Source organism: Novacetimonas sp. GS1, assembly GCF_036686925.1.
Lineage (GTDB): Bacteria > Pseudomonadota > Alphaproteobacteria > Acetobacterales > Acetobacteraceae > Novacetimonas > Novacetimonas hansenii.
In genome coordinates this window covers 870,897-889,128 of sequence record NZ_VSZP01000001.1, presented here as the reverse complement: position 1 = coordinate 889,128, position 18,232 = coordinate 870,897, and the positions used below count along the sequence as shown (strand labels likewise).

General features: G+C 63.8%; 13 protein-coding genes. 7 read left to right on the top strand and 6 right to left on the bottom strand.

Translation table 11 applies throughout. From position 1 onward, the window contains the following. Positions 1 to 33: 33 nt before the first annotated feature. From FYB92_RS04045 to FYB92_RS04030, 4 genes are all read right to left on the bottom strand, one after another. Entirely contained in the window at positions 34 to 2,844 is a 2,811-nt protein-coding gene (locus FYB92_RS04045) for an FtsK/SpoIIIE domain-containing protein (RefSeq protein ID WP_332828972.1), read from the bottom strand. After that, positions 2,810 to 3,028 carry a hypothetical protein gene (locus tag FYB92_RS04040; RefSeq protein WP_332828211.1) on the bottom strand — a complete coding sequence of 73 codons (219 nt, stop codon included), beginning with the start codon at positions 3,026 to 3,028 and terminating at the stop codon, positions 2,810 to 2,812. The genes FYB92_RS04045 and FYB92_RS04040 overlap by 35 nt, the downstream gene beginning before the upstream one ends. A gap of 58 nt (positions 3,029 to 3,086) precedes the next feature. Then, complete coding sequence (locus tag FYB92_RS04035) at positions 3,087 to 6,890, bottom strand: hypothetical protein (protein WP_332828971.1); 3,804 nt, start codon at positions 6,888 to 6,890, stop codon at positions 3,087 to 3,089. Positions 6,891 to 7,554: 664 nt separating this feature from the next. After that, a complete protein-coding gene (locus tag FYB92_RS04030) occupies positions 7,555 to 10,095 on the bottom strand; it encodes a hypothetical protein (protein ID WP_332828210.1) in 2,541 nt (846 codons plus the stop codon). Positions 10,096 to 10,278: 183 nt separating this feature from the next. On the opposite strand from FYB92_RS04030, the gene FYB92_RS04025 reads away from it, so the two are divergent. The 4 genes from FYB92_RS04025 (at position 10,279) to sodC (ending at position 13,566) form a co-directional block, all read left to right on the top strand. Then, complete coding sequence (locus FYB92_RS04025; RefSeq protein ID WP_332828209.1) at positions 10,279 to 11,166, top strand: hypothetical protein; 888 nt, start codon at positions 10,279 to 10,281, stop codon at positions 11,164 to 11,166. After that, positions 11,163 to 12,584, top strand: a complete 1,422-nt coding sequence (locus FYB92_RS04020; protein WP_075632709.1) for a hypothetical protein — start codon at positions 11,163 to 11,165, stop codon at positions 12,582 to 12,584. Before FYB92_RS04025 ends, FYB92_RS04020 begins: the two co-directional genes overlap by 4 nt. Positions 12,585 to 12,869: 285 nt before the next feature. Next, positions 12,870 to 13,013 (top strand): hypothetical protein, encoded by a 144-nt coding sequence (locus FYB92_RS04015; RefSeq protein ID WP_003621820.1) that lies wholly within the window; start codon positions 12,870 to 12,872, stop codon positions 13,011 to 13,013. A gap of 10 nt (positions 13,014 to 13,023) precedes the next feature. Continuing rightward, positions 13,024 to 13,566, top strand: a complete 543-nt coding sequence (sodC, locus tag FYB92_RS04010; RefSeq protein ID WP_332828208.1) for a superoxide dismutase[Cu-Zn] — start codon at positions 13,024 to 13,026, stop codon at positions 13,564 to 13,566. Between the two features lie 17 nt (positions 13,567 to 13,583). On the opposite strand, the gene FYB92_RS04005 is transcribed toward sodC, so the two are convergent. Then, positions 13,584 to 13,739 carry a hypothetical protein gene (locus FYB92_RS04005; protein WP_332828207.1) on the bottom strand — a complete coding sequence of 52 codons (156 nt, stop codon included), beginning with the start codon at positions 13,737 to 13,739 and terminating at the stop codon, positions 13,584 to 13,586. A gap of 488 nt (positions 13,740 to 14,227) precedes the next feature. On the opposite strand from FYB92_RS04005, the gene FYB92_RS04000 reads away from it, so the two are divergent. From FYB92_RS04000 to FYB92_RS03990, 3 genes are all read left to right on the top strand, one after another. Further along, the gene (locus FYB92_RS04000) at positions 14,228 to 14,707 is read left to right on the top strand and encodes a hypothetical protein (RefSeq protein WP_003621818.1); all 480 of its coding nucleotides are present in this window, start codon (positions 14,228 to 14,230) and stop codon (positions 14,705 to 14,707) included. Between the two features lie 20 nt (positions 14,708 to 14,727). After that, positions 14,728 to 15,420: an alpha/beta hydrolase gene (locus tag FYB92_RS03995; RefSeq protein ID WP_247067134.1), complete on the top strand. Its 693-nt coding sequence runs from the start codon at positions 14,728 to 14,730 to the stop codon at positions 15,418 to 15,420. A gap of 92 nt (positions 15,421 to 15,512) precedes the next feature. Next, entirely contained in the window at positions 15,513 to 15,968 is a 456-nt protein-coding gene (locus tag FYB92_RS03990) for an Rrf2 family transcriptional regulator (protein ID WP_003621816.1), read from the top strand. A gap of 593 nt (positions 15,969 to 16,561) precedes the next feature. Here the strand turns inward: FYB92_RS03990 and mtnK are convergent. Beyond that, complete coding sequence (gene mtnK / locus FYB92_RS03985; protein ID WP_247067135.1) at positions 16,562 to 17,863, bottom strand: S-methyl-5-thioribose kinase; 1,302 nt, start codon at positions 17,861 to 17,863, stop codon at positions 16,562 to 16,564. Positions 17,864 to 18,232: the final 369 nt, after the last annotated feature.

The following is an 18,232-nucleotide window of genomic DNA, read 5'->3' as shown; positions in this document are numbered from 1 at the left end:
GCACCGGCCATCGGCCGCGCGGCGCGCCATCGCTCATTCCCCGAAAAGCGTAACGCGCGTCGTCGCCTGTGCCGGTCCCATGACATATACCGTCGTCAGGTTTTCCTGCGTCTTCATGTCCGTGCGCTTCAGAAGGGTCGTAAGGTTCAGCGCCTTCTTGAGGTCATTGGTCATGACATCATACACGACCCATTCCATCCCCTTTTCGATCATGGGCCGGGGGATCACCTTTTCCGCCTCTGTGATCGTATCGAACAGCATGATCGTATGCTGCCCTTTCTCCGGCCCTTCCTTCAGCCGCTTTTGCAAGGCACTGTCGGGCTGGCGCGCGGGAAAGGCGCCGGCCGCGGCGGGAAGCCGCAGGTCCACGGCCCGGTCGGGGCCAATCAGGATCAGCACGTCGGTGCCGCCTTCGGGCGATGATGGCGGCACAAAGGCGTCCGCATCGTCGGGATTGTCCGACATGCGCCAGTGGTCGGGCATCTGCGCATGTCCCGCCAGCGCAAGGGCGTCGGCGATCACCTTGGCAAAATTATCCGCATACAGCGCCGTATTGAGGATACGCACCGACCCCACCACGTCACGCGACAGCGTGGCAAGCGAGAGGATGACCCCCGCCAGCATCTTGCATTGCACGCGGTTGTCCTTGACCACCGCCATCATGTTCTGCCGGTCCGCGCGCCGCAGCACGACGCAGGCCTGCCCATACAGGCTGGTGTCACGTCCCAGCAGCAGCGGCACGGGCCTGATCTGCGCATCAAGGACGTTCGGCGCAAGCCCGCCCCTGTCCGCCGTTTCCGCCGCCAGCGCCACAAGGGCCGCCGCATCGAGCGGCACGCCGGTTTCACGCATGCGGCACAGCAGGAAGCTGCTGGACAATGTCGGCTGCGCCTTCCCGTCGATGATCTCCAGCCGGGGCCAGTGGGCCTTCTGCGCGTCGGTGCGCGTGGCCGCCAGCGCGGCGAATTTCGCAAACACGGGGGCCAGACGCACGTTCACGTCGTCCTTCGACGTATCGCGTCCTTCACGTTCTGCCGCGGAACGCCCGTCAAGGACGGCGACATACCCGGTCTGATACTCGCTTCCCGTTGCGCCGCTGTGGCTGTTGACCAGAATCTGGCCCGGTTGCGTGACGTCACTGCGCAGCAGGCGCCTGCCCTCGCGGCTGAATTCCTCCATCGCGTCAATCGTCGCATCCGGCAGCTTCATCGCCATGCGCAGCGCGATGTTGTTGAACAGGTCCTTGGCCTGCATCATGCCCGATGGCCGCATGCTCTGCGATGCCAGCAGCATATGTATCCCCGCCGAACGGCCCCGGCTGGCCAGGTTCTTGAACACGGCCATGGCCTGGCCCGCCTGCTCGGTATCCTCGAACAGCTTCTGGTATTCATCAACCACCAGCAAGATGCGCGGCGCCGGACCACGCGGCTGCCCCCCCTTGTGATAGGCGGTGATGTCCTTGAACTGCCCATGCCCGTCATTGCAATCGTTGAACAGGCGGGTATTGCGGCGGTCCATCTCCTCCTCAAGGGTCCGCAGCATCGCGCTGACATAAGGCAATGCCTCGTCCGTGGCGATGATGCGCACATGCGGCACCTGACGATAGATGTTGAACTCCGTCCCGCCCTTGAGGTCCACAAGATAGAACTGCAACTCCTCCGGCGGGTAGCGCATCGCAAGGCCGAGGATCAGCGCCGACAGCGTAAACGACTTGCCACTGCCGGTCTGTCCCGCCAGCACGCCCGCCGTCACCGTGCGTCGCTGCCCGTCGGGTTCCTCCCCGAACAGGACGGTGGGACCGTCTTCCCTGTCCGACAGGGGGGTCTGCACGAAATGCGCGGCCCGGTGTGTCCACCACGCGCCGCGCGGGATGACGTTGAACGCGCCGTCCGCCGCGGCACGGCCCAGCGATTGCAAGATGCGCACATGCAGGGGCGGCGGCGGCAGGCGGTCCGCCTCGACCCCGTCGCGGGCAAGGGTGCGCAGGTCGATGATATGGACGCAATCGCGGAGACGATCGAGGCCCAGCGGCAGGCGGTTGGGGTCATTCCCCCGGATGCCGGCATGTTTTTCATCCGCGCTGACATCGACATGCGCCAGCAGGTACCGCCCCACCGCCGGCCCCTGACGCGCGATATCCGCCAGCATGTTCACGATATTCGCATTATTGTACGCCGTCGTGCGCGAACTTCCCATATCCAGCGCACACACGACCTCATACCCGCCCGCAAGCTTCTGCTCCTCGCGACTGCGCTGATGGAAACCCGCGCCCCCCATCATCTTCTGCGTCGTGGTGGTGATGTCGCCCTTGATCCCCTCCAGGATCTCGGACAGGTCCTCGGCCCTGATGAAACGCCGCGACGGCAGAAGTTCCTGCCGGGGGAAGGCCTGCGCACCACTGACCGGGGCGATCAGGCTGAAACGCACGTCCTTTGACATCATGCATGCAAGGCGCAGCACCAGCGTGCGGACCAGTTCATGGGCCGCATCCTTCGTCGCGTCATCCGACAGGACCAGCCATGATTTATGCCCCGCGATCAGCGGCAGGTAACGGATCGGGCCAGAAGGCCCACGCCCCTTTCCCCAACGCAGCAGGAAACCGTCTTCGCCACCGCGCGTCAGGCCCATCGCGTCATCGCCGGGGCACCAGCGCAGCCATTGCGGCGCCCATTCGGCCCGAAGCCCCGCGCAGTCATCGGCGATGAATGATGCGGTCAGGTGGAAATTGTCGGGTGTGAACATCGCCTCGCGCACGGTGGCGCCCGCCACACCGACGATATGTTCGCACAGAGCGATCGAAGGCGCGTCTTCAGCCCCCCCCGCCCGCCACCAGCAGCCGGTCATATTCCGCACGCCATGCGTGTTCCAGCGCTTCGGCCCCCTCTATGGCGATATCCTTGAGCAGGGCATGCGCGGGCCGGTCGGACGGGGCGGACGCCACGCGCGCCACCACGTCGGTGTCGGGCGCAACGGCCGGGGGCGCAGACGGGCTGGGAACGAGGTTCAGAAGATCGTCAAGTGACTTCATACGGCTGTTCCCTTGCTGCCGGAAAAGAGCGCGCGCCCGCGCATCGTGCTGTCATTCATCAGGACATGGCCTTGAGGATCTTGGTCGAGGGCAGGACGACACCGTTAAAGCAGGTCTGCACATCCTGTCCCATCCGCGTCGCCATCCATTCCCTGCTGCATGGCAGGATGTCCACAAGCGTCAGGGCATTCACATGCATGCCAAGGAGGGCGAATATCCGCGGGACGCAATATTCGGGATTGGGGATGTCGATCTGGCTTTCCACACCGGCCAGCGGCGCAACAAACCGGCGTTCCGACTTTGATTTGCGGGCGTTCTCCAGCGACGTCGCCATCATTTCGCAGTTATACGCAACAAGCTGCGCCGCCCCGCCGGAGGGTACCAGTGCGTGGGCGTCATGCAGCAGCCTGATGCCACCGTCGTAATTATTGAAGAAAAGGGAACTGTCCTGGTACAGGTAATACATCCCCTCCCCAAACAGTCCCCAGCCGACCTTCTCTTTTGCAAGATATTCGAAAATCTTCAGGGCTGTCTTGTAATTCTGCGAAACACCAATCCCAAGGCAATGGCAATAGGCCAGCCGCAGCATCGCCCACGCATCGCCCTTGTCCGCGGCGCGCTTCGTCCACAGGAACATCCTGTCGGGGTCGGCGCAGGGATTCTGGGGATGCGCCGAATGCAGGCATGACAGGACCTTCATCGCCGCGACATCGCCATCCGCGGCGATTTTCTCATATTGCTGTATCGCGCCCTGCCGCAGGACACCGCCCTGCGACGAACCGGCGCCAAGGGCGACATATGCCCGGAGATAGAGGGAGGGGTCTTCGCCCGCCTTGTCCGCAAGGGCATAGAACTCCGACGCACGCACGAAATCGCCCTGCATTGCGGCGATATCAGACGGGCCTGCCGTGTATTTCTCCTCCGCCAACTGCTTGTAAAAATCACCGATGGCCCGCAGCGGCGTCGTTAAACCGCCAAAGCGCACCAATATGTTGATATTTTCCGGCGTGCCAAGGAAGGCGAGGCACCGTGACGCCGGGACAAGGCCCGGTTCCGCCAGCCGGACCAAAAGCAGCGACCCGCGCGCCGAATAACTGCCCAGTTCCATGGCCCTGATGTACCATCTGGCGGCCTCCGACAGATTCTTGCGGTCATATTCGGCCCTGCCCAGCCAGTAGCAGGCGTCCACATCACCATCGGCGACGCCCGGATCGCCCAGCAGCCGCACCCCGGCATCAAGGTCCCTGGCGATATTCGCCCCAATAATCAACTGGCATCCCAGCATCCGTTTCGCCGGCACGAAACCATCGCGGACCGCAAGCTTCAGCCGCTCTATCGCCTTGGCCCGGTCGGGCGCGCCGGGCACGTCGGTACGCAGTGAAATCCCCGCCAGATGCACAATCGCCTCGGCAAAGCCCCCGGCCGCGGATTTCTCCAGCCATTGCAAGGCATGGGGCCAGTCCTGCGCCGCCGCATAAATCTCCCCCAGGCGACACATCGCAAGCGTGCTGTTATTGGCCTTTACGGCATTGCCGAACGATGTGATGGCACGCTCACGGTTCGCAACCGTGTCATCCGTCGCATAAAGCTGCCCCGCGCGCAGCATGCCCGCCACCTCGCCCCGTCCGGCCAGGTTCAGATACAGCGCCAGCGCGGCATGGACATCACGCGTGACCCCATTCCCATCGCGCAGGCAGTCGGCATAGCGCAGCATCGCCACGCCATCGCCCATCTGCGCGCCGATCTGGTAATAATGGGCCGCCTGCGCCATATCCACCGCCAGCACGCTGCGTCCCGCCACGCGGCCCATGCGGTTATCTTCCGTGCCGTACAGATCCCCCAGAATGCGGCCTGCCTGATCGTGGCCAAGGTCAAGTGCGGCCTCCAGCAGGCGCAGCCCGGCTTTTACATCGGCCTTTACGACGGAATCCACGCCGATGACGTAACAAAAGCCAAGCCTGCACATCATGTCGGGATCGTCAGTGGCGGCGGCCTGTTCCATCCAGTACAGCCCCTGCCTGTCCAGCCCCCGCACAGGCGCAATCCCGTCAAAGCTGTGGCAGGTGGTGTCCTGTGCCATCCACCGGATGGCTGTGGTCGATCCATGTTGCGCCGCCATCTGGTAATATGTGCGCGCCTGTTCCCCATCGGCCGCACAGCCGGTGCCGTGCGCATAACATTGCGCCAGAAGAAGGGCGGCCGCCCCGCGCGTCTCATGGGGGACGCCGCTGTCCTGTGCCGTTACCCTGTGCAACAGTTCGACCGCATGCGCGGCCGCCGTGGCGTCAGGGGTGGCAGCATGCAGGATGTCCGTCGCCGTTTCATAGGCGACATCCATATCCCCCAGTTCCAGCGCCCGTGCCTTCCACCGTTCCAGCGCGGCCGGATCGGCGTCATGGCGATGCAGCGCCACAAGCGCCCGCACCGCGACGGGCGCATACCCGTCCGCGCCCTGCGCGCCCCTGGCCAGCCATGTCAGCGCTTTCTGCCGGTTCACCCCATCCCGGTTCGCCCCCCCATCGTCGGGCTGTGCCGTCCACAGGGCGGCATATGCCTGCCCCGCGCGCACCATGGCCTCCACATTGCCATATGTGGCTGCCTTTTCATGCCAGTACAGGGCATTCGCCGCGTCAGTGCTCAGCCGCGCGGCTTCCATCATGCCCGTGACATTGCCCACACGACCGGCCATGCCATACCATTTCAACGCGGCGGTTTCGTCCCCACTCAGGCGGGCGGCATCCATCATGGACGATACGACCCCTGCCTGCGCCGCCTTTTCATGCCAGTGCAGGGCCAGCCCAAGGTCTTTTTCAATGCCCATGCCGCCTTCGGCCGCGCGGGCATAGCGCACCATCGACCATTGATCGCCCTTCTGCGCGCCCATCAGGTAGAATTCAGCCGCAGCGCCAGGGTCAACGGCCAACGGGCTGGTGCCCGTCAGCTCCCCCAGGGAATTTTCCCTGTACGCATAAAGGTCGCCCAGTATCCGCATGGCATAGCTGGACCCAAGCTTGACCGCCTCCCGCAGGAGGCGTTCGCCCGTTCTGGGGTCGGCCTTCAGATCCTTGCGCGGGCCGACCATATAACACCAGCCCAGCTCGGCCATGGAGCTTGTCTTCTTTGCCGTGCTGGCCTTCGTCAGCCAGTCCAGCGCCTCATCCGCGGCCACGCCCCGGGCTGGATTCAAATAGCAGTTGCCCATCCACCACAGGGCGTAATCATTCCCCAGTTCCGCCGCCTTGCGACGATATTCCACAACCATGCCGGGGTCTGCGGCGATACCGATCCCGCGGTCCGCACAATCCGCCAGCAGGTCGAATGCCTCTGCCCGGCTGGCATCGGACACGCCCTGCGCCTGCGTGCGCGTAATCTGCCCCAGCAGGCTGGCCGCACGCGCGCCACCGGCGGCAGAGGGGAATGGCCCGTTGATGATCCGCTTTGCCACACCCAGGGCAACCTGCATGTCCCCCAGCGCGACGGCCCTGTCTTCCCACCGGTGCCGTTCGGCGGGGGCTTTATCGAAGGGATGGGCCTTGATAAGGGCGCGCGCCGCAGACAGCGCAACCGCGCCATTGCCCCGCGCCACCTGCGCCAGCAGGGCAATCCCCCTGTCACGGTCCGGCCTGACGGAGGCCGGGTCGCAATAAATCTGCCCCGCGCCCAGCATGGCCCACAGGTTGCCGTCGTCACTCGCCCTTTCATACCATGTCAGGGCCGTGGCCTGATCCCCGCACAGACGCGCAACCCCCAGCATGCCGGGAACATAGCCCGCCTCCGCCGCCTTTTGGTACCACAACAGGGCATCGGCCGTGTTCTGCGCAACGCCCTCCCCCCGGCTCAGGCAATCGGCATAGCGCGCCATGCCGATGACCTCGCCCAGCCCGGCGGCCTTGGAATAAAGCGGCGCCGCCTGCTCCATATTCACCGCAAGCGGGCTGGTCCCGGAAATGGTTTCAACCCGGACATCCCTGTGCGCATACAGGTCGGCCAGCATCCATGCCGCCTCCCCGCACTGGAGGTTGATCGCCTCGCGCAGCAGGGCCTGCCCGGCCGGGACATCGGCGGCCACCGCCCCGCCCACGCCGATGACAAGGCAGAAGCCAAGGCCGGCCATGCTGCGCGGGTTTTTCGCGGCAGCGGACCTGCGCAGCCACTCCAGCGCCTCGTCCGGCGCAACCCCCATGTCACGGAAGAAATAGTCATTGGCCAGCCATTCCATGGCGTCGTCATTGCCCAGCTCCGCCGCCACGCGACGACATGACAGGGCGGCGGCGGCATCGGCGGCGATGCCGGTCCCATCGACAAGGCAATCCGCCAGAAGGTCGGACGCCTCGCCACGCTGCGCGGCGTCGGCCCCGCTGTCCTGCGCCGTGACCTTGCGCAGCAGCATCACCGCGCGTTCGGCCGCCGTGGCCTCCACACCCCCATCCGCATGGAGGATCCGCCGGGCCGCATCAAGGGCGACGCGCATATCGCCCAGCGTGACGGCCCGGTCCTCCCACTGGTGCAATGCGGACGGGTCGGTGTCATTGTAATGCAGGCCGATCAGTTCGTGCGTGGCGGCCAGCGCATTGGCGTCCCCCCCCACGCGCGGCCTGCGTGAACAGCGCAATGCCCCGGTCACGGTCCGCCACCCCCGATGCCGGGTCACAGCAGATCCGCCCCGCGCCGAGCATCCCCTCGACATCGCCTGCATCGGCCGCCTTCTGATACCATTGCAGGGCGGCGGCCATGTCTGCTTCACACCCCGTGCCCGCACGCAGGCAGTCGGCATGGCGCACCATCGCGACCACGTCCCCCCGTGCGGCGGCCGTGGCATAGGCGGCGGCGGCAAGATCAAGGTCCACCGCAAGCTGGCTGGTGCCGCGCACGGCCCCGATGGCGACGTTCTTTGTGGCGTGCAGGTCGCCCACCAGCCGCTTGGCATACCCGGAATCAAGCTTCGCCGCCTCATCCAGCAGCATCAGCCCGCCACGGATGTCGCGCGATACCTGTCCCGCCATGCCGATGATTTCGCAAAAACCGAGGTTGGCCATGCTGATCGGGTTTTTCGCGGCGGCGGACCTGCGCAGCCACTCCAGCGCCTCGTCCGGTACAACGCCACGGTCGCGGATGAAATATGCCTCGCCCATCCATGCCATGGCGTCGGCATTGCCCAGTTCCGCCGCACGCAGGCGGCTTGCCGCCTCACGCGCGGGATCGGCCCCGTGGCCCTGCGCGCAATAGGCCACCTGCAGGTTGAATGCCTCCCCCTGCTGCGCGGGGGTCGCGCCACTGCCGTCCGCCGTGACACGATCCAGCAGGTCCACCCCACGCGCGCGCATCGTGGCATCGGCCGCCGGGTCGTCGAATATCCGCCTTGCCGCATCAAGCGCGACCTGAAGATCACCCAGCGCGATCGCCTGATCCTCCCACCGGTGGCGTTCGGCGGGATTGGCGTCGTGGGCATGAAGGGCAATCAGCGCATGCGCCGCGACGCGGGCATGGGCATCGGTCCCCCATGCGACGTGCTGAAGCAGCCTGACCCCTTCCGCCGGGTCCGTAACCCCCGCCGCCGGATCGCAGCAAAGCTGCCCCGCGCCCAACATCGCCTCGATATCGCCCTGTGCCGCTGCCGCCCTGTACCACCCCAGCGCGGCGGCGGGGTCGCGCGCAACGCCCGTGCCGTCACGCAGGCAACGGGCATGGCGCACCATCGCGCCGACATCCCCCCTGTCGGCCGCCATGGCGTAATAATGGTCCGCCTGCCCCATATCCACCGCAAGCGGGCTTTCGCCACGCACCGCGCCAGAGGCCACGTCCTTCGTCGCGTAAAGATCCCCCAGCATCACCATCGCCAGGACCGATCCCGCCCCTGCCGCCTGCTGCAACAGGGCCTCCCCCTGCCGCGCATCGCCCGTCAGGCCCACGACCTGACACAGGCCAAGCCGCGCCATGCTGTCGGCATCGCCGGCATCGGCCGCCCGATGCAGCCATTCCAGCGCCTCGTCGCGCGGGATCGGCCCGTTATCGTCCATGCAGGTCGCGCCCAGCGCCGCCATGGCCCCGACACCGCCAAGGCGCGCGGCCTCGCGTCGCCAGTGCATCGCGCGCGCCGCATCGGCGGGGACGCCCACCCCGTCACGGCAGCATTCCATCAGGCGCGTGGCCGCCCATTCGTGATTCAGCGGCGTCGCCCCCTGCATCGCGACCACATGTTCCAGCAGGGCCACCGCGCGCGCCGGATCACCACCGCCCGCACCACCCGCGCGCGCGGCCCGCAGCAGGCCGTCCGCCACCAGCAGCATGGACAGCACATCCCCCCCGTCCGCCGCCCTGCCAAGCAGTGCGCGCGCCTCCCCTCGCCGGGCCTCAGTCGCCAGCGGGTCCACCAGAACACGGCGCGCGCCCGCACCCATGGCCGCGACCTCCGCCCCGGCAATCGCGCGCTGCAACCACGTATCCAGTTCAGGCAGGTCGGGCAGGTCGGGCAACATTGCCGATGCGCGCGCATCCATGCCCGGCGGCACAAGGCCACGATATCCCGCAAGGTCCGCCAGCCATGCGGCGGCACCGGGGGTCGCGCCCGCCGCCGCGCGGGTCATCCATGCCACACCTTCGGCCGTGGGGGCGTTGGCCATGATGGCGCCGGCAAGGCCCGACAGGTCCTCTTCCCCGTCCGCGCCCACATGCACGACATCGAAATAATTGGCGAGCGCACCATCCACCCGTACCGGCCCCCACAGGCGCGCCATGCCAAACAGCGACGTCCCCTGCGTATCGCCATCGGCCACGGCTTCGGCATAGAATTTCCGCGCCAGTTCGTACCCCTGCGCCAGCACGGCGTCATCGGGCGCGGCACTGTCACCGCCCAGTGCGTACCAATCGGCCAGCGCGACATACCCTTCGGGGGCGCCGGCCTTTACGGCGGCGGCGCAGGCCATCCCGCGCGCCAGACGATAGGCCTGCATATCGGTGGGGTCATCGACCTTCAGCCGCGCGGCGGAGCGCGCACGCGTCATCTTTATTACCAGCGGGACTTCGTCACTGCCTGCCTGTGCGTCCTGCTGTGAAATATCGACCGCCATATACGCCCCGTACACTTTTTTTGACCAGAAGGTTATAGCAGGCTGGCAAGTTACGCGTCGATACGATATTTGGAATAAATAGGCCGGGTACGTGTGGCGGTTCACATCATTTGCCACAAAACGGCGATACCCGCCCGTGCATGCTGCAACAATTCCGTCATAATTACAGGCAAAAGCATAAATATGACCCTTCGTGCCATTCCCATTACTTTACCACGGACCGCCGGGTCTTTCGCCCATGGGCAGGAGCGACGCACGCGCATGCGCCATGCCTGGGGAATGCTGCTTGCCACGACATGCGCGGTTTTGACATCACCGATGGCCCATGCCCAGGAGGGGCGCGACACGCGTGAGACATTTTCCTATCAGGCCCACACGATCGGGTTGCAGGTGGATGCCCGGGGAAATGGTTACATCACAGTAATGGATAAAAACGTGTCCTCGGCACTGAAGATGCGTGATCCGCATATCATCCAGGTCTTTGAACTGCGCGACGAAACCGTTGCCGTCCTGCGCGGGCGCCATGAGGGATGCGACAGGAGTTATGAGGTCGTCTCGCTGTGGGATGGGCACCACCTGCAGACCGACAGGCTTGCCGCGCCATGCGTGGACCATACCGTCACCGCGCGCGATGCGGACAGCATCAGCTTTCCCCCCACGACGCCCCCGTCCGACACGATTTATGTATACCAGCACCGCAGGATCAGGGAATTCCGGCAGCCGGGCCTTGCGCCCGACACCAGCGCCAGCAGTGCCGCCATCGCGGCGGCGCATTATGTCCCTGTCACGCGGCTGGATCATTCGGTCGTGGAAAACCCGTCCGACCCGTTATCACCATTAAGCCAGAAATGGCTGGATGACCCGACGGCATATGCACAGGCGGCGGCAGCGGCGGCACAGGCGCAACAGGCATCACAGGTGGCGCAGGCCCCCGCCGCCCCGGCCCGCCCACACCGCGTGGTCCATCACCACAGCGCACCCGTCGCGCATATGGAAAAGATACCCCTGAGCATCCCGCACGCCGATGAAACCGATACGTCACAGCCGGTCAAACTGGATCTGACACAGTGAAGCTTCTCGATTTCGAACGGTACAGGGAAACACGCGAAAAACGTGCCTATGCGCCCCTCATGCTGGTGCTGACAGCACTTTACCTGGTGTTTGAACTGGCCTTCAACGCGCGCCTGCTCGATATTACCGGCAGTTTCGCGACACGGCGCGATGTGGACGCGATCGAGTTCTATGGGCGGCTCATTTCCAGCCTTGCGCTGACACTTGCGTTCTGGGGCATGATCCTGCGCCGGGCGAATGCGACATACCAGGCACGGCCCAATGTGATCCGCGCGCTGTTCCTCAGCACGATCATCCTGATGCCTGCGGCCTATTACGGGGAAAAGGCGCTGCTGAACCGGATCGTGGCCCATTCCACGGGCGAGCAGCGCCGTGACGCGATGTTCTTGCAATATATCAAGCGCGACATCGTCCATAATGAAATGGACCCGCAAAAGATCAGGCTTGACGCCGAAACGCGCCAGTCCCCGGCGGGCAAGGCATTCCTGTCGATCCTGCCCCTGATGGGCCTGTCGGTCAGCGAGGGCGCAAAGCAGCAGGCCGAAGCCGCGGTCAAGGAGGCGATGGCCAAAACCGTGCGTCATGACACGGGGGGCACGGACGGCCACGTCTTTAACGAACAGTTCGCCGGCCCCGCAATACAGATCCGTGCAAGGTTCAACCGGTATGAAGACCTTGCGACCACCTACCTTCGCAACGGGCGGTCATCTGCTGCACGGATGGCATATATGAATGCCCTGGGCCGCGATGTTACGGGCGAACGGGAATTCATCCCGCCGGGGCTGGGTTTCGCGGCATTTGCCAACCTGCCCCCCTGTGTCGCGATGATGCGCCAGGCGCTGCATGTTCCCGATGACATCCCCATTTCGGCCAACATGACCGCAGAACAGTTCGCATCCGAAGTCCGCACCCCGATGGTCACGCGTGAGGTGGAACGACGGATTTCGGAACTTGATTTCCCTGCCGACACTTTTGTCGATGGACAGGAACACGCGCAGATCGGGCGCGAGGCGATGGAGGCGGTCATTGCCCCGGCCCTTGCCCTCGTCTTTTCCGTGCTTGGCGCGCTGGTGCATCTGTATAAAAGCACGTTCTACCTGCTCTATAGCGCGCGGACCCCGACCGGTGTGGCCCACGCGGTCGTCAGCTGCATGCTGATTGCCGTCATCATTGCCCTGATACGTTCGCCCAATGACATCACGCGCTCTGACCTGTTCTCCTCGCTGGAGACACAGGTGAACGCCGCAAGCCCGTGGGGGCTGGGCCATGTGCTCAACACCTCGATCCGGTGGATGATCCAGGCGCAGCCGCATCTGTATCCCCTTAATGAGGCGGATCGCCGCCTGCTCCACCTGACCTTTGGCACCAGGGACATCGACACGACAGAGGCCGGGACGGGTGTAAAGGCGCCGGCATAAAGGCTGCCGGCACCGCGGCCCGTCCTGACGCGCCTGATGGCACGTGATTACATATGACGGCATCGCCCGCGCGACGGGCGGTGCCGTTTTTCATTATTCCCCCACCGTCGCGCACGGGCACAGTCGGGACCATCATCAGGGACGGCATAATAAGGGGCACAGTCACGAAGGATTGGCTTTCCCCCACATCCGTGCGGCGCGACAGTAGGGGGATGCAACGCCACGGCCACCGTGCCGTTTGTATGGCCGGGGCCGTGCGGGGAACCGTGCAGGAGGGGGCGGGACATGACGGACGGGACAGGCAGGACACGGCGGACAGGACAGGGTCTGCTATGTTATGCCCTGTTTCATGGTTATGCCCTGCCGTGCCCTGTCATGTTCCGCCACGACATCCCGGCCACGCCCCACCGTGACACCCGCGAGATATAAAGGAAATCCCATGTTCCCACGCCTTCGACAGCTTGCCCTGCTTGCCTGTGGCATTGCCGCGTTCACCACCCCGACCCTGTGCACTCGCGCACTGGCCGCCGATACGGCATCAGGCAGCCTGCTGGGCACGGACGGCACGGCACATGGTAATGTGCATGTCACCGCCGCCCCCCATGGTGTCCTTGTGCGCATCACGGCACAGGGGCTGATCCCTGGCTGGCACGGCATACATTTCCATGAAAAAGGTAATTGCAGCGCCCCGAAATTCACCAGCGCGGGCGCACATGTCCATGCCACGACCCCGGTGGTGCATGGCCTGCTGAACGCCAATGCCAATGATGCGGGCGACCTGCCGAACATCTTTGTCGGGCCGGACGGCAACGCAACCGTGGAACTCTATTCCACGCTGGTCACGCTTAATGGCACGGATGGGCGCCCCGGCCTGCTCGACACGGATGGGTCTTCCCTCGTCATCCATGCCAACCCCGATGATTATCGCAGCCAGCCCATCGGCGGCGCGGGCGATCGCGTGGCCTGCGCCGCGCTCAGGTAATCCTCTGCCCCCTTGGGTCAAGGCAGCGGGGCCAGGTGCCCTGACCGGCGGCAGGCGCCCGGCCCTGCCGCCGCGACCGTGCCGGGCGCATGTCCCGCGCCATGTGATCGGACCCGGATCACGGCTGCCTGCCCTCCCCGCAACGAGAATGTCCAGAATGCCAGCCCCTGCATGAAGGCCCTGCCTGCTTCCCCTGCATGCCCCCTGCATGTCCTCTGCCGGCCACTTTGAAAAACCCCGGACAACGCCGTTGCCTTCGACAAAAGACGGCCCGGAAATTTCCCGGAATTGTTTGCAGAACCAGATCCAGCAGCCGCCTGACATCATGAATGTTTTGCGGACGCCTTGTGCAAAAAGCCTTGAAAAACATCGCATTTTCAGAACACGGCATCATCCGATAATTTTTATCACGTCTTATCAACGGGTTGTTCACACTCCCGCCCCCTCTCATTCCTTATGACGGTCTGTTTTCAGGCTGCGCCCAAGGCCGCATGCAAAAAGCACTATTTTATTTCGTATAATATACGGACAAAAATCACGTCTTTTTATGTTGTTTCCACATGCAAAAAGACAATTTCTGTTGTGGTTTAGTTGACTCCCTATAACCCATGTGTTTTTATCCATCCCGAGGCAGGCAGTCCTGCCGGGAGGGAATAAGCCGATGGCGTTATTTTCAGGACACAGGGCACCCGATTTCACGGCCCGGACCACATTGGGCCGTATCTGTTTCCATGGCTGGCGCGACGGGGCATGGGCTGTTCTGGTGACGCACCCGCAGGATTTCCGCCCCAGCAGCATCCCGGAACTGGACCGTTCGGTAAAGGTTCTGGCCCTGTCGCCCACAACCGGCCATGATGGCGTGCATCCCATTACGCCGGGAGTACCGTCCACATGGGCGACGGTGTGCGATGCGGGCGATGTTGCCGCCATATGGGGCCTGTATTGCGGGGCAGAGTTCGATGACCTGCCCACCGCACCGGTGGAAGAACATGTCGTTTTCCTGATCGCGCCAGACGGGACGATACGGACCACGCTGTCCCATCCCCCTGGTGGCAACCGGGATTTTGGCGATGTGGTGCGGATGCTCGACCTGTTTCGGCCGGGGCATGCATCCCCCCGTCCCCACATGGCCGCGGCATAGGCGAAAGGCGAGGCAACACGATGACCCCCGATCCAGCATCGCGGCCCGGCACCGCGCATTCCCCCCTGCCCATACCGATGGCGCATGGCCTGCCCCCCGCACCCGAAGACACCGCAGCACTGGCGCGGCGGGTGCGTGACCTGCTTGTTCCCTATGACCTTGTGATCGTGCCGGGACTGCATGATTCGGGGCCTCTGCACTGGCAATCGCGCTGGCAATCGCTGCTGCCGTCACACCGCGTCCGGCAGGCGGACTGGGACCACCCCACCTATGACGCATGGGCACGGGGTCTGGAACGGACGCTTGTGCAGTGCCACCGGCCGGTGATCTTTGCCGCCCACAGCCTTGGGGCCGTGCTGGTCGCGCGCTGGGGCGCACAGCAGACGCGCATCCCCGTGGCGGGGGCATTCCTTGTCGCCCCGGCGGACCTGCATGGCCCGCGCGCGCGGCAGGTGCCGGGGCTGGTGCGTGATTTCGCGCCCCCTGCGCCCACGCCGCTGCCCTTTGCCACACGCCTTATCGCCAGTGGCAATGATGAATGGCTGTCCCCCGCCCGCGCACGGGCCTTCGCCACCGGATGGGGCGCACGCCTGCTGTCGGCGGGGGCGCAGGGGCACCTTGGCAATTCATCCGCCGTGGGCGCATGGGCACAGGGCCTGCGCTGGCTGGCGGAATTCATCGAAACCCTTCCCCCCACGCACACCGCGCCATGACGGCACGACGCACGGCCGGACATGCGGGCGCAGGCCCGGCGCCCCGGCGGTCCGGCCGGTCGTGACGCGGGCATAACCACGGGACATACGATATGCAGGGCCTCCGCGACCGCACGGTTACGGCAATCTTCATCATGCTGGACATTGCGTTCCACGGCATGCACGGCAACACCGTCAGCGCCACGGAAATCGCGCAACGATCAGGCATGGCGCGACGCGGGATCGAACCGCTTTTGCAGGTGCTGTCGCGCTCTGGCCTGCTGTCGGGGGTGCGGGGGCCGCATGGCGGATACCGGCTGGGCCATCCGGCGCGTGAAATCCTGCTGTCGGACATCCACCAGGCCATCATGGCGCGTCATGACCGGATGGAACGGCGTAATGGCCCGCTGTTCAATACCGTCATCCGTCCCTTCCTGAACCAGATGGAAGGAATGCTGGAACGCGAATATCGCAAGGTCACGCTTGACGAACTGGTACGACAGGCCGAAAACCACGGCCTGCCCCGGCCAGAACGCCCACCGGCACAGCCGGCGACCTTTTCCATCTGACAACACGCCCCAGGACAACCGCCTTTTGCGCATAAAGGCGGTCCCTGTCCCACATCAGCACGCCACAGTCCCCCCATGCGGGCACATTGCCTTTGTCTCGCAGCGGAGAAAGGTCTGGGTGCAGCATGCGCCAAAGAGGCTGCCTGAAACGTCTGTACCAATCCCCCTGAAATTATAAAAGTTTTTGGTAAAGCTTTTTCCAAAAAGATTTGAAATAAACCGCATTTTTGGAAAAAGTCGGCACCAAAAAACTTTTCTTAGATGACTGTTTGAAAACAAGCCGTTGAGAAACAATGGAAAAAGATTTTTGGTGGTACCTTTCGATCGAAAAGGCAACGTCTTTCGAAGCTTTTTGAAAAAAGCTTCACCAAAAACTTTTATGATTTTACGATCCTATCGGACTTACCTTTTCAGACAGTCCTGAAACAAGGTGCAAGGAAGTCCCCGGATGACATATATCCTGTAAAAATGTTATATATTACAAAGGTTTTTTGAAAACATATTTTCCAAAAACCTTTAGTGTCACCGCAAGGTGCGGGCCGGAATTTCCGAACAGCACCAAAGACAAACCCCAGCCTTCCCCAGCGAAATTTTCATTCCACTTCCCCTTGTCCCACCAACGCGCCAAAGGCCGCATTCACCCCGTCATGCGTCCCATGGTGGCGCAGCAGGCCATATGCGAACACCAACGCCGCGCGCCTGCGGACGGTGCGGGCATCATGCGTGGGGATCACGTCGAAATCCGCGGTATGGGCATAACCGATGATGCGACGGATGATTTCCGTGGCGGCATATCCCACCATGTCCTCAAACACCGCACGCAGGAACGCCGCGCGGCCCGGCGGCAGATCCTGTAACGGGTCCTGTGACGGCCCCGGCGTCCGTTCGCCACGCGATGATGCATCCTCCGCATCAGGCAGGAAAAATGCGCACGGCCCGGACGGGTCGGACGGCGTGGGATGCGCCGTTGCCCATTGGCGCGTGAATTCGGCCACGAACCCGTTCCAGAACCGGTGGATGTCATGCACACACGCCCGCCCCGCATCGGGTGACGGATCGGCAAAGCGACGCAGCACCAGATTGCCCACGAACATCCCGCAATCGAACCCGATCGGCCCGTAAATGGCGAATTCCCCGTCAATTACGCGCGTATCGGTGGCCGTGGCCATGATGGAGCCTGTATGCAGGTCCCCATGCAGCAATGCCTGCGGGCAGGTCAGGAAACGCAGGCGCAGCCCGTCCACCACACGCCGCACCGTGCATGAGGCGCGGATACGCCCCACCACGTCATCCAGCCGCCGGTCATCCCAATGGTTGCGCGGATGGTCGTGGTACGGATCATCCAGCACAAGGTCGAGCGTAATACGCCGCAAGGTGGTGTTGCGGGCATAGACCGCCTGACGTTCGAACACATGTTCAAACGGTGCGCACAGGACCGACGTGCCGAATGTGGCGCGCGCGACAAAGGTGGCGATGTCGGGCACCACACGCGGCCATTGCGCCCCCGCCATCAGGGCGGTGCGATACACCGTATGTCCCGACAGGCTTTCGACCACCAGCACGAACAGGTCGGGGTCGAAATGCAGGCACCGCGTTGTCAGGCCGGGCACAAGGGGATGGATGTCCCGCAGGTACGACGCCTCGAAAAACGTGCGGTCCAGAGGCATTTTCCATGACGGGTCCACACGGACATAGGGCAGTGACTGCTTGACGCACACGCCGCCATGCGGGCCATCGACCACGAACACGTTATTGAGGTTGCCGTCACTGACCTCGCATATCGTCCATTGCGCGCCATCCCCGCCAAGGCGGGCGGCAATGTCAGGCAGGCCGGACAACAGCGCCAGAATGCCGGGCATGTCGAGTGTGCGATATCGGGGGGCGTGCGCATTCATCAAGGCTTTCTCCACTCTGCCATGGCCACCGCACCGGGCTGCCTTTCCCGACATGACGCGACCTGCCCACGGATTGCAAGAGGGGGCGGGGCGGCCATGCAGCGGATAATAAACTATTTAATATCGTTAATTTAACCGGACCCGGGAATCCGGCCCGGTTTCTTATTATACCTATTATATATCAATTACATACAACCAATACCCTCCTGCCCTGAATGCCCCCTGCGCGCCCTTTTTCACGCAGGGATATGCGGCAATTTTCCGCCATTATCCTCTGCGACTCCTGAAAATACAAAAAATATCCGTCAAATATTTTATTGACTCGCATTGTACTGTTGATACTGTTGTTAATGTAACAATGCGCACATG

Bases quoted from the DNA above. Each gene is read 5' to 3' on its own strand.
- FYB92_RS04045 (WP_332828972.1), bottom strand. From the start codon at position 2,844: ATGACCGGCTGCTGGTGGCGGGCGGGGGGGGCTGAAGACGCGCCTTCG.
- FYB92_RS04040 (WP_332828211.1), bottom strand. From the start codon at position 3,028: ATGAAGTCACTTGACGATCTTCTGAACCTCGTTCCCAGCCCGTCTGCG.
- FYB92_RS04035 (WP_332828971.1), bottom strand. From the start codon at position 6,890: ATGGCGCGCTATGCCGATTGCCTGAGCCGGGGGGAGGGCGTTGCGCAG.
- FYB92_RS04030 (WP_332828210.1), bottom strand. From the start codon at position 10,095: ATGGCGGTCGATATTTCACAGCAGGACGCACAGGCAGGCAGTGACGAA.
- FYB92_RS04025 (WP_332828209.1), top strand. From the start codon at position 10,279: ATGACCCTTCGTGCCATTCCCATTACTTTACCACGGACCGCCGGGTCT.
- FYB92_RS04015 (WP_003621820.1), top strand. From the start codon at position 12,870: ATGACGGACGGGACAGGCAGGACACGGCGGACAGGACAGGGTCTGCTA.
- sodC (WP_332828208.1), top strand. From the start codon at position 13,024: ATGTTCCCACGCCTTCGACAGCTTGCCCTGCTTGCCTGTGGCATTGCC.
- FYB92_RS04005 (WP_332828207.1), bottom strand. From the start codon at position 13,739: ATGCAGGGGCTGGCATTCTGGACATTCTCGTTGCGGGGAGGGCAGGCA.
- FYB92_RS04000 (WP_003621818.1), top strand. From the start codon at position 14,228: ATGGCGTTATTTTCAGGACACAGGGCACCCGATTTCACGGCCCGGACC.
- FYB92_RS03995 (WP_247067134.1), top strand. From the start codon at position 14,728: ATGACCCCCGATCCAGCATCGCGGCCCGGCACCGCGCATTCCCCCCTG.
- FYB92_RS03990 (WP_003621816.1), top strand. From the start codon at position 15,513: ATGCAGGGCCTCCGCGACCGCACGGTTACGGCAATCTTCATCATGCTG.
- mtnK (WP_247067135.1), bottom strand. From the start codon at position 17,863: ATGAATGCGCACGCCCCCCGATATCGCACACTCGACATGCCCGGCATT.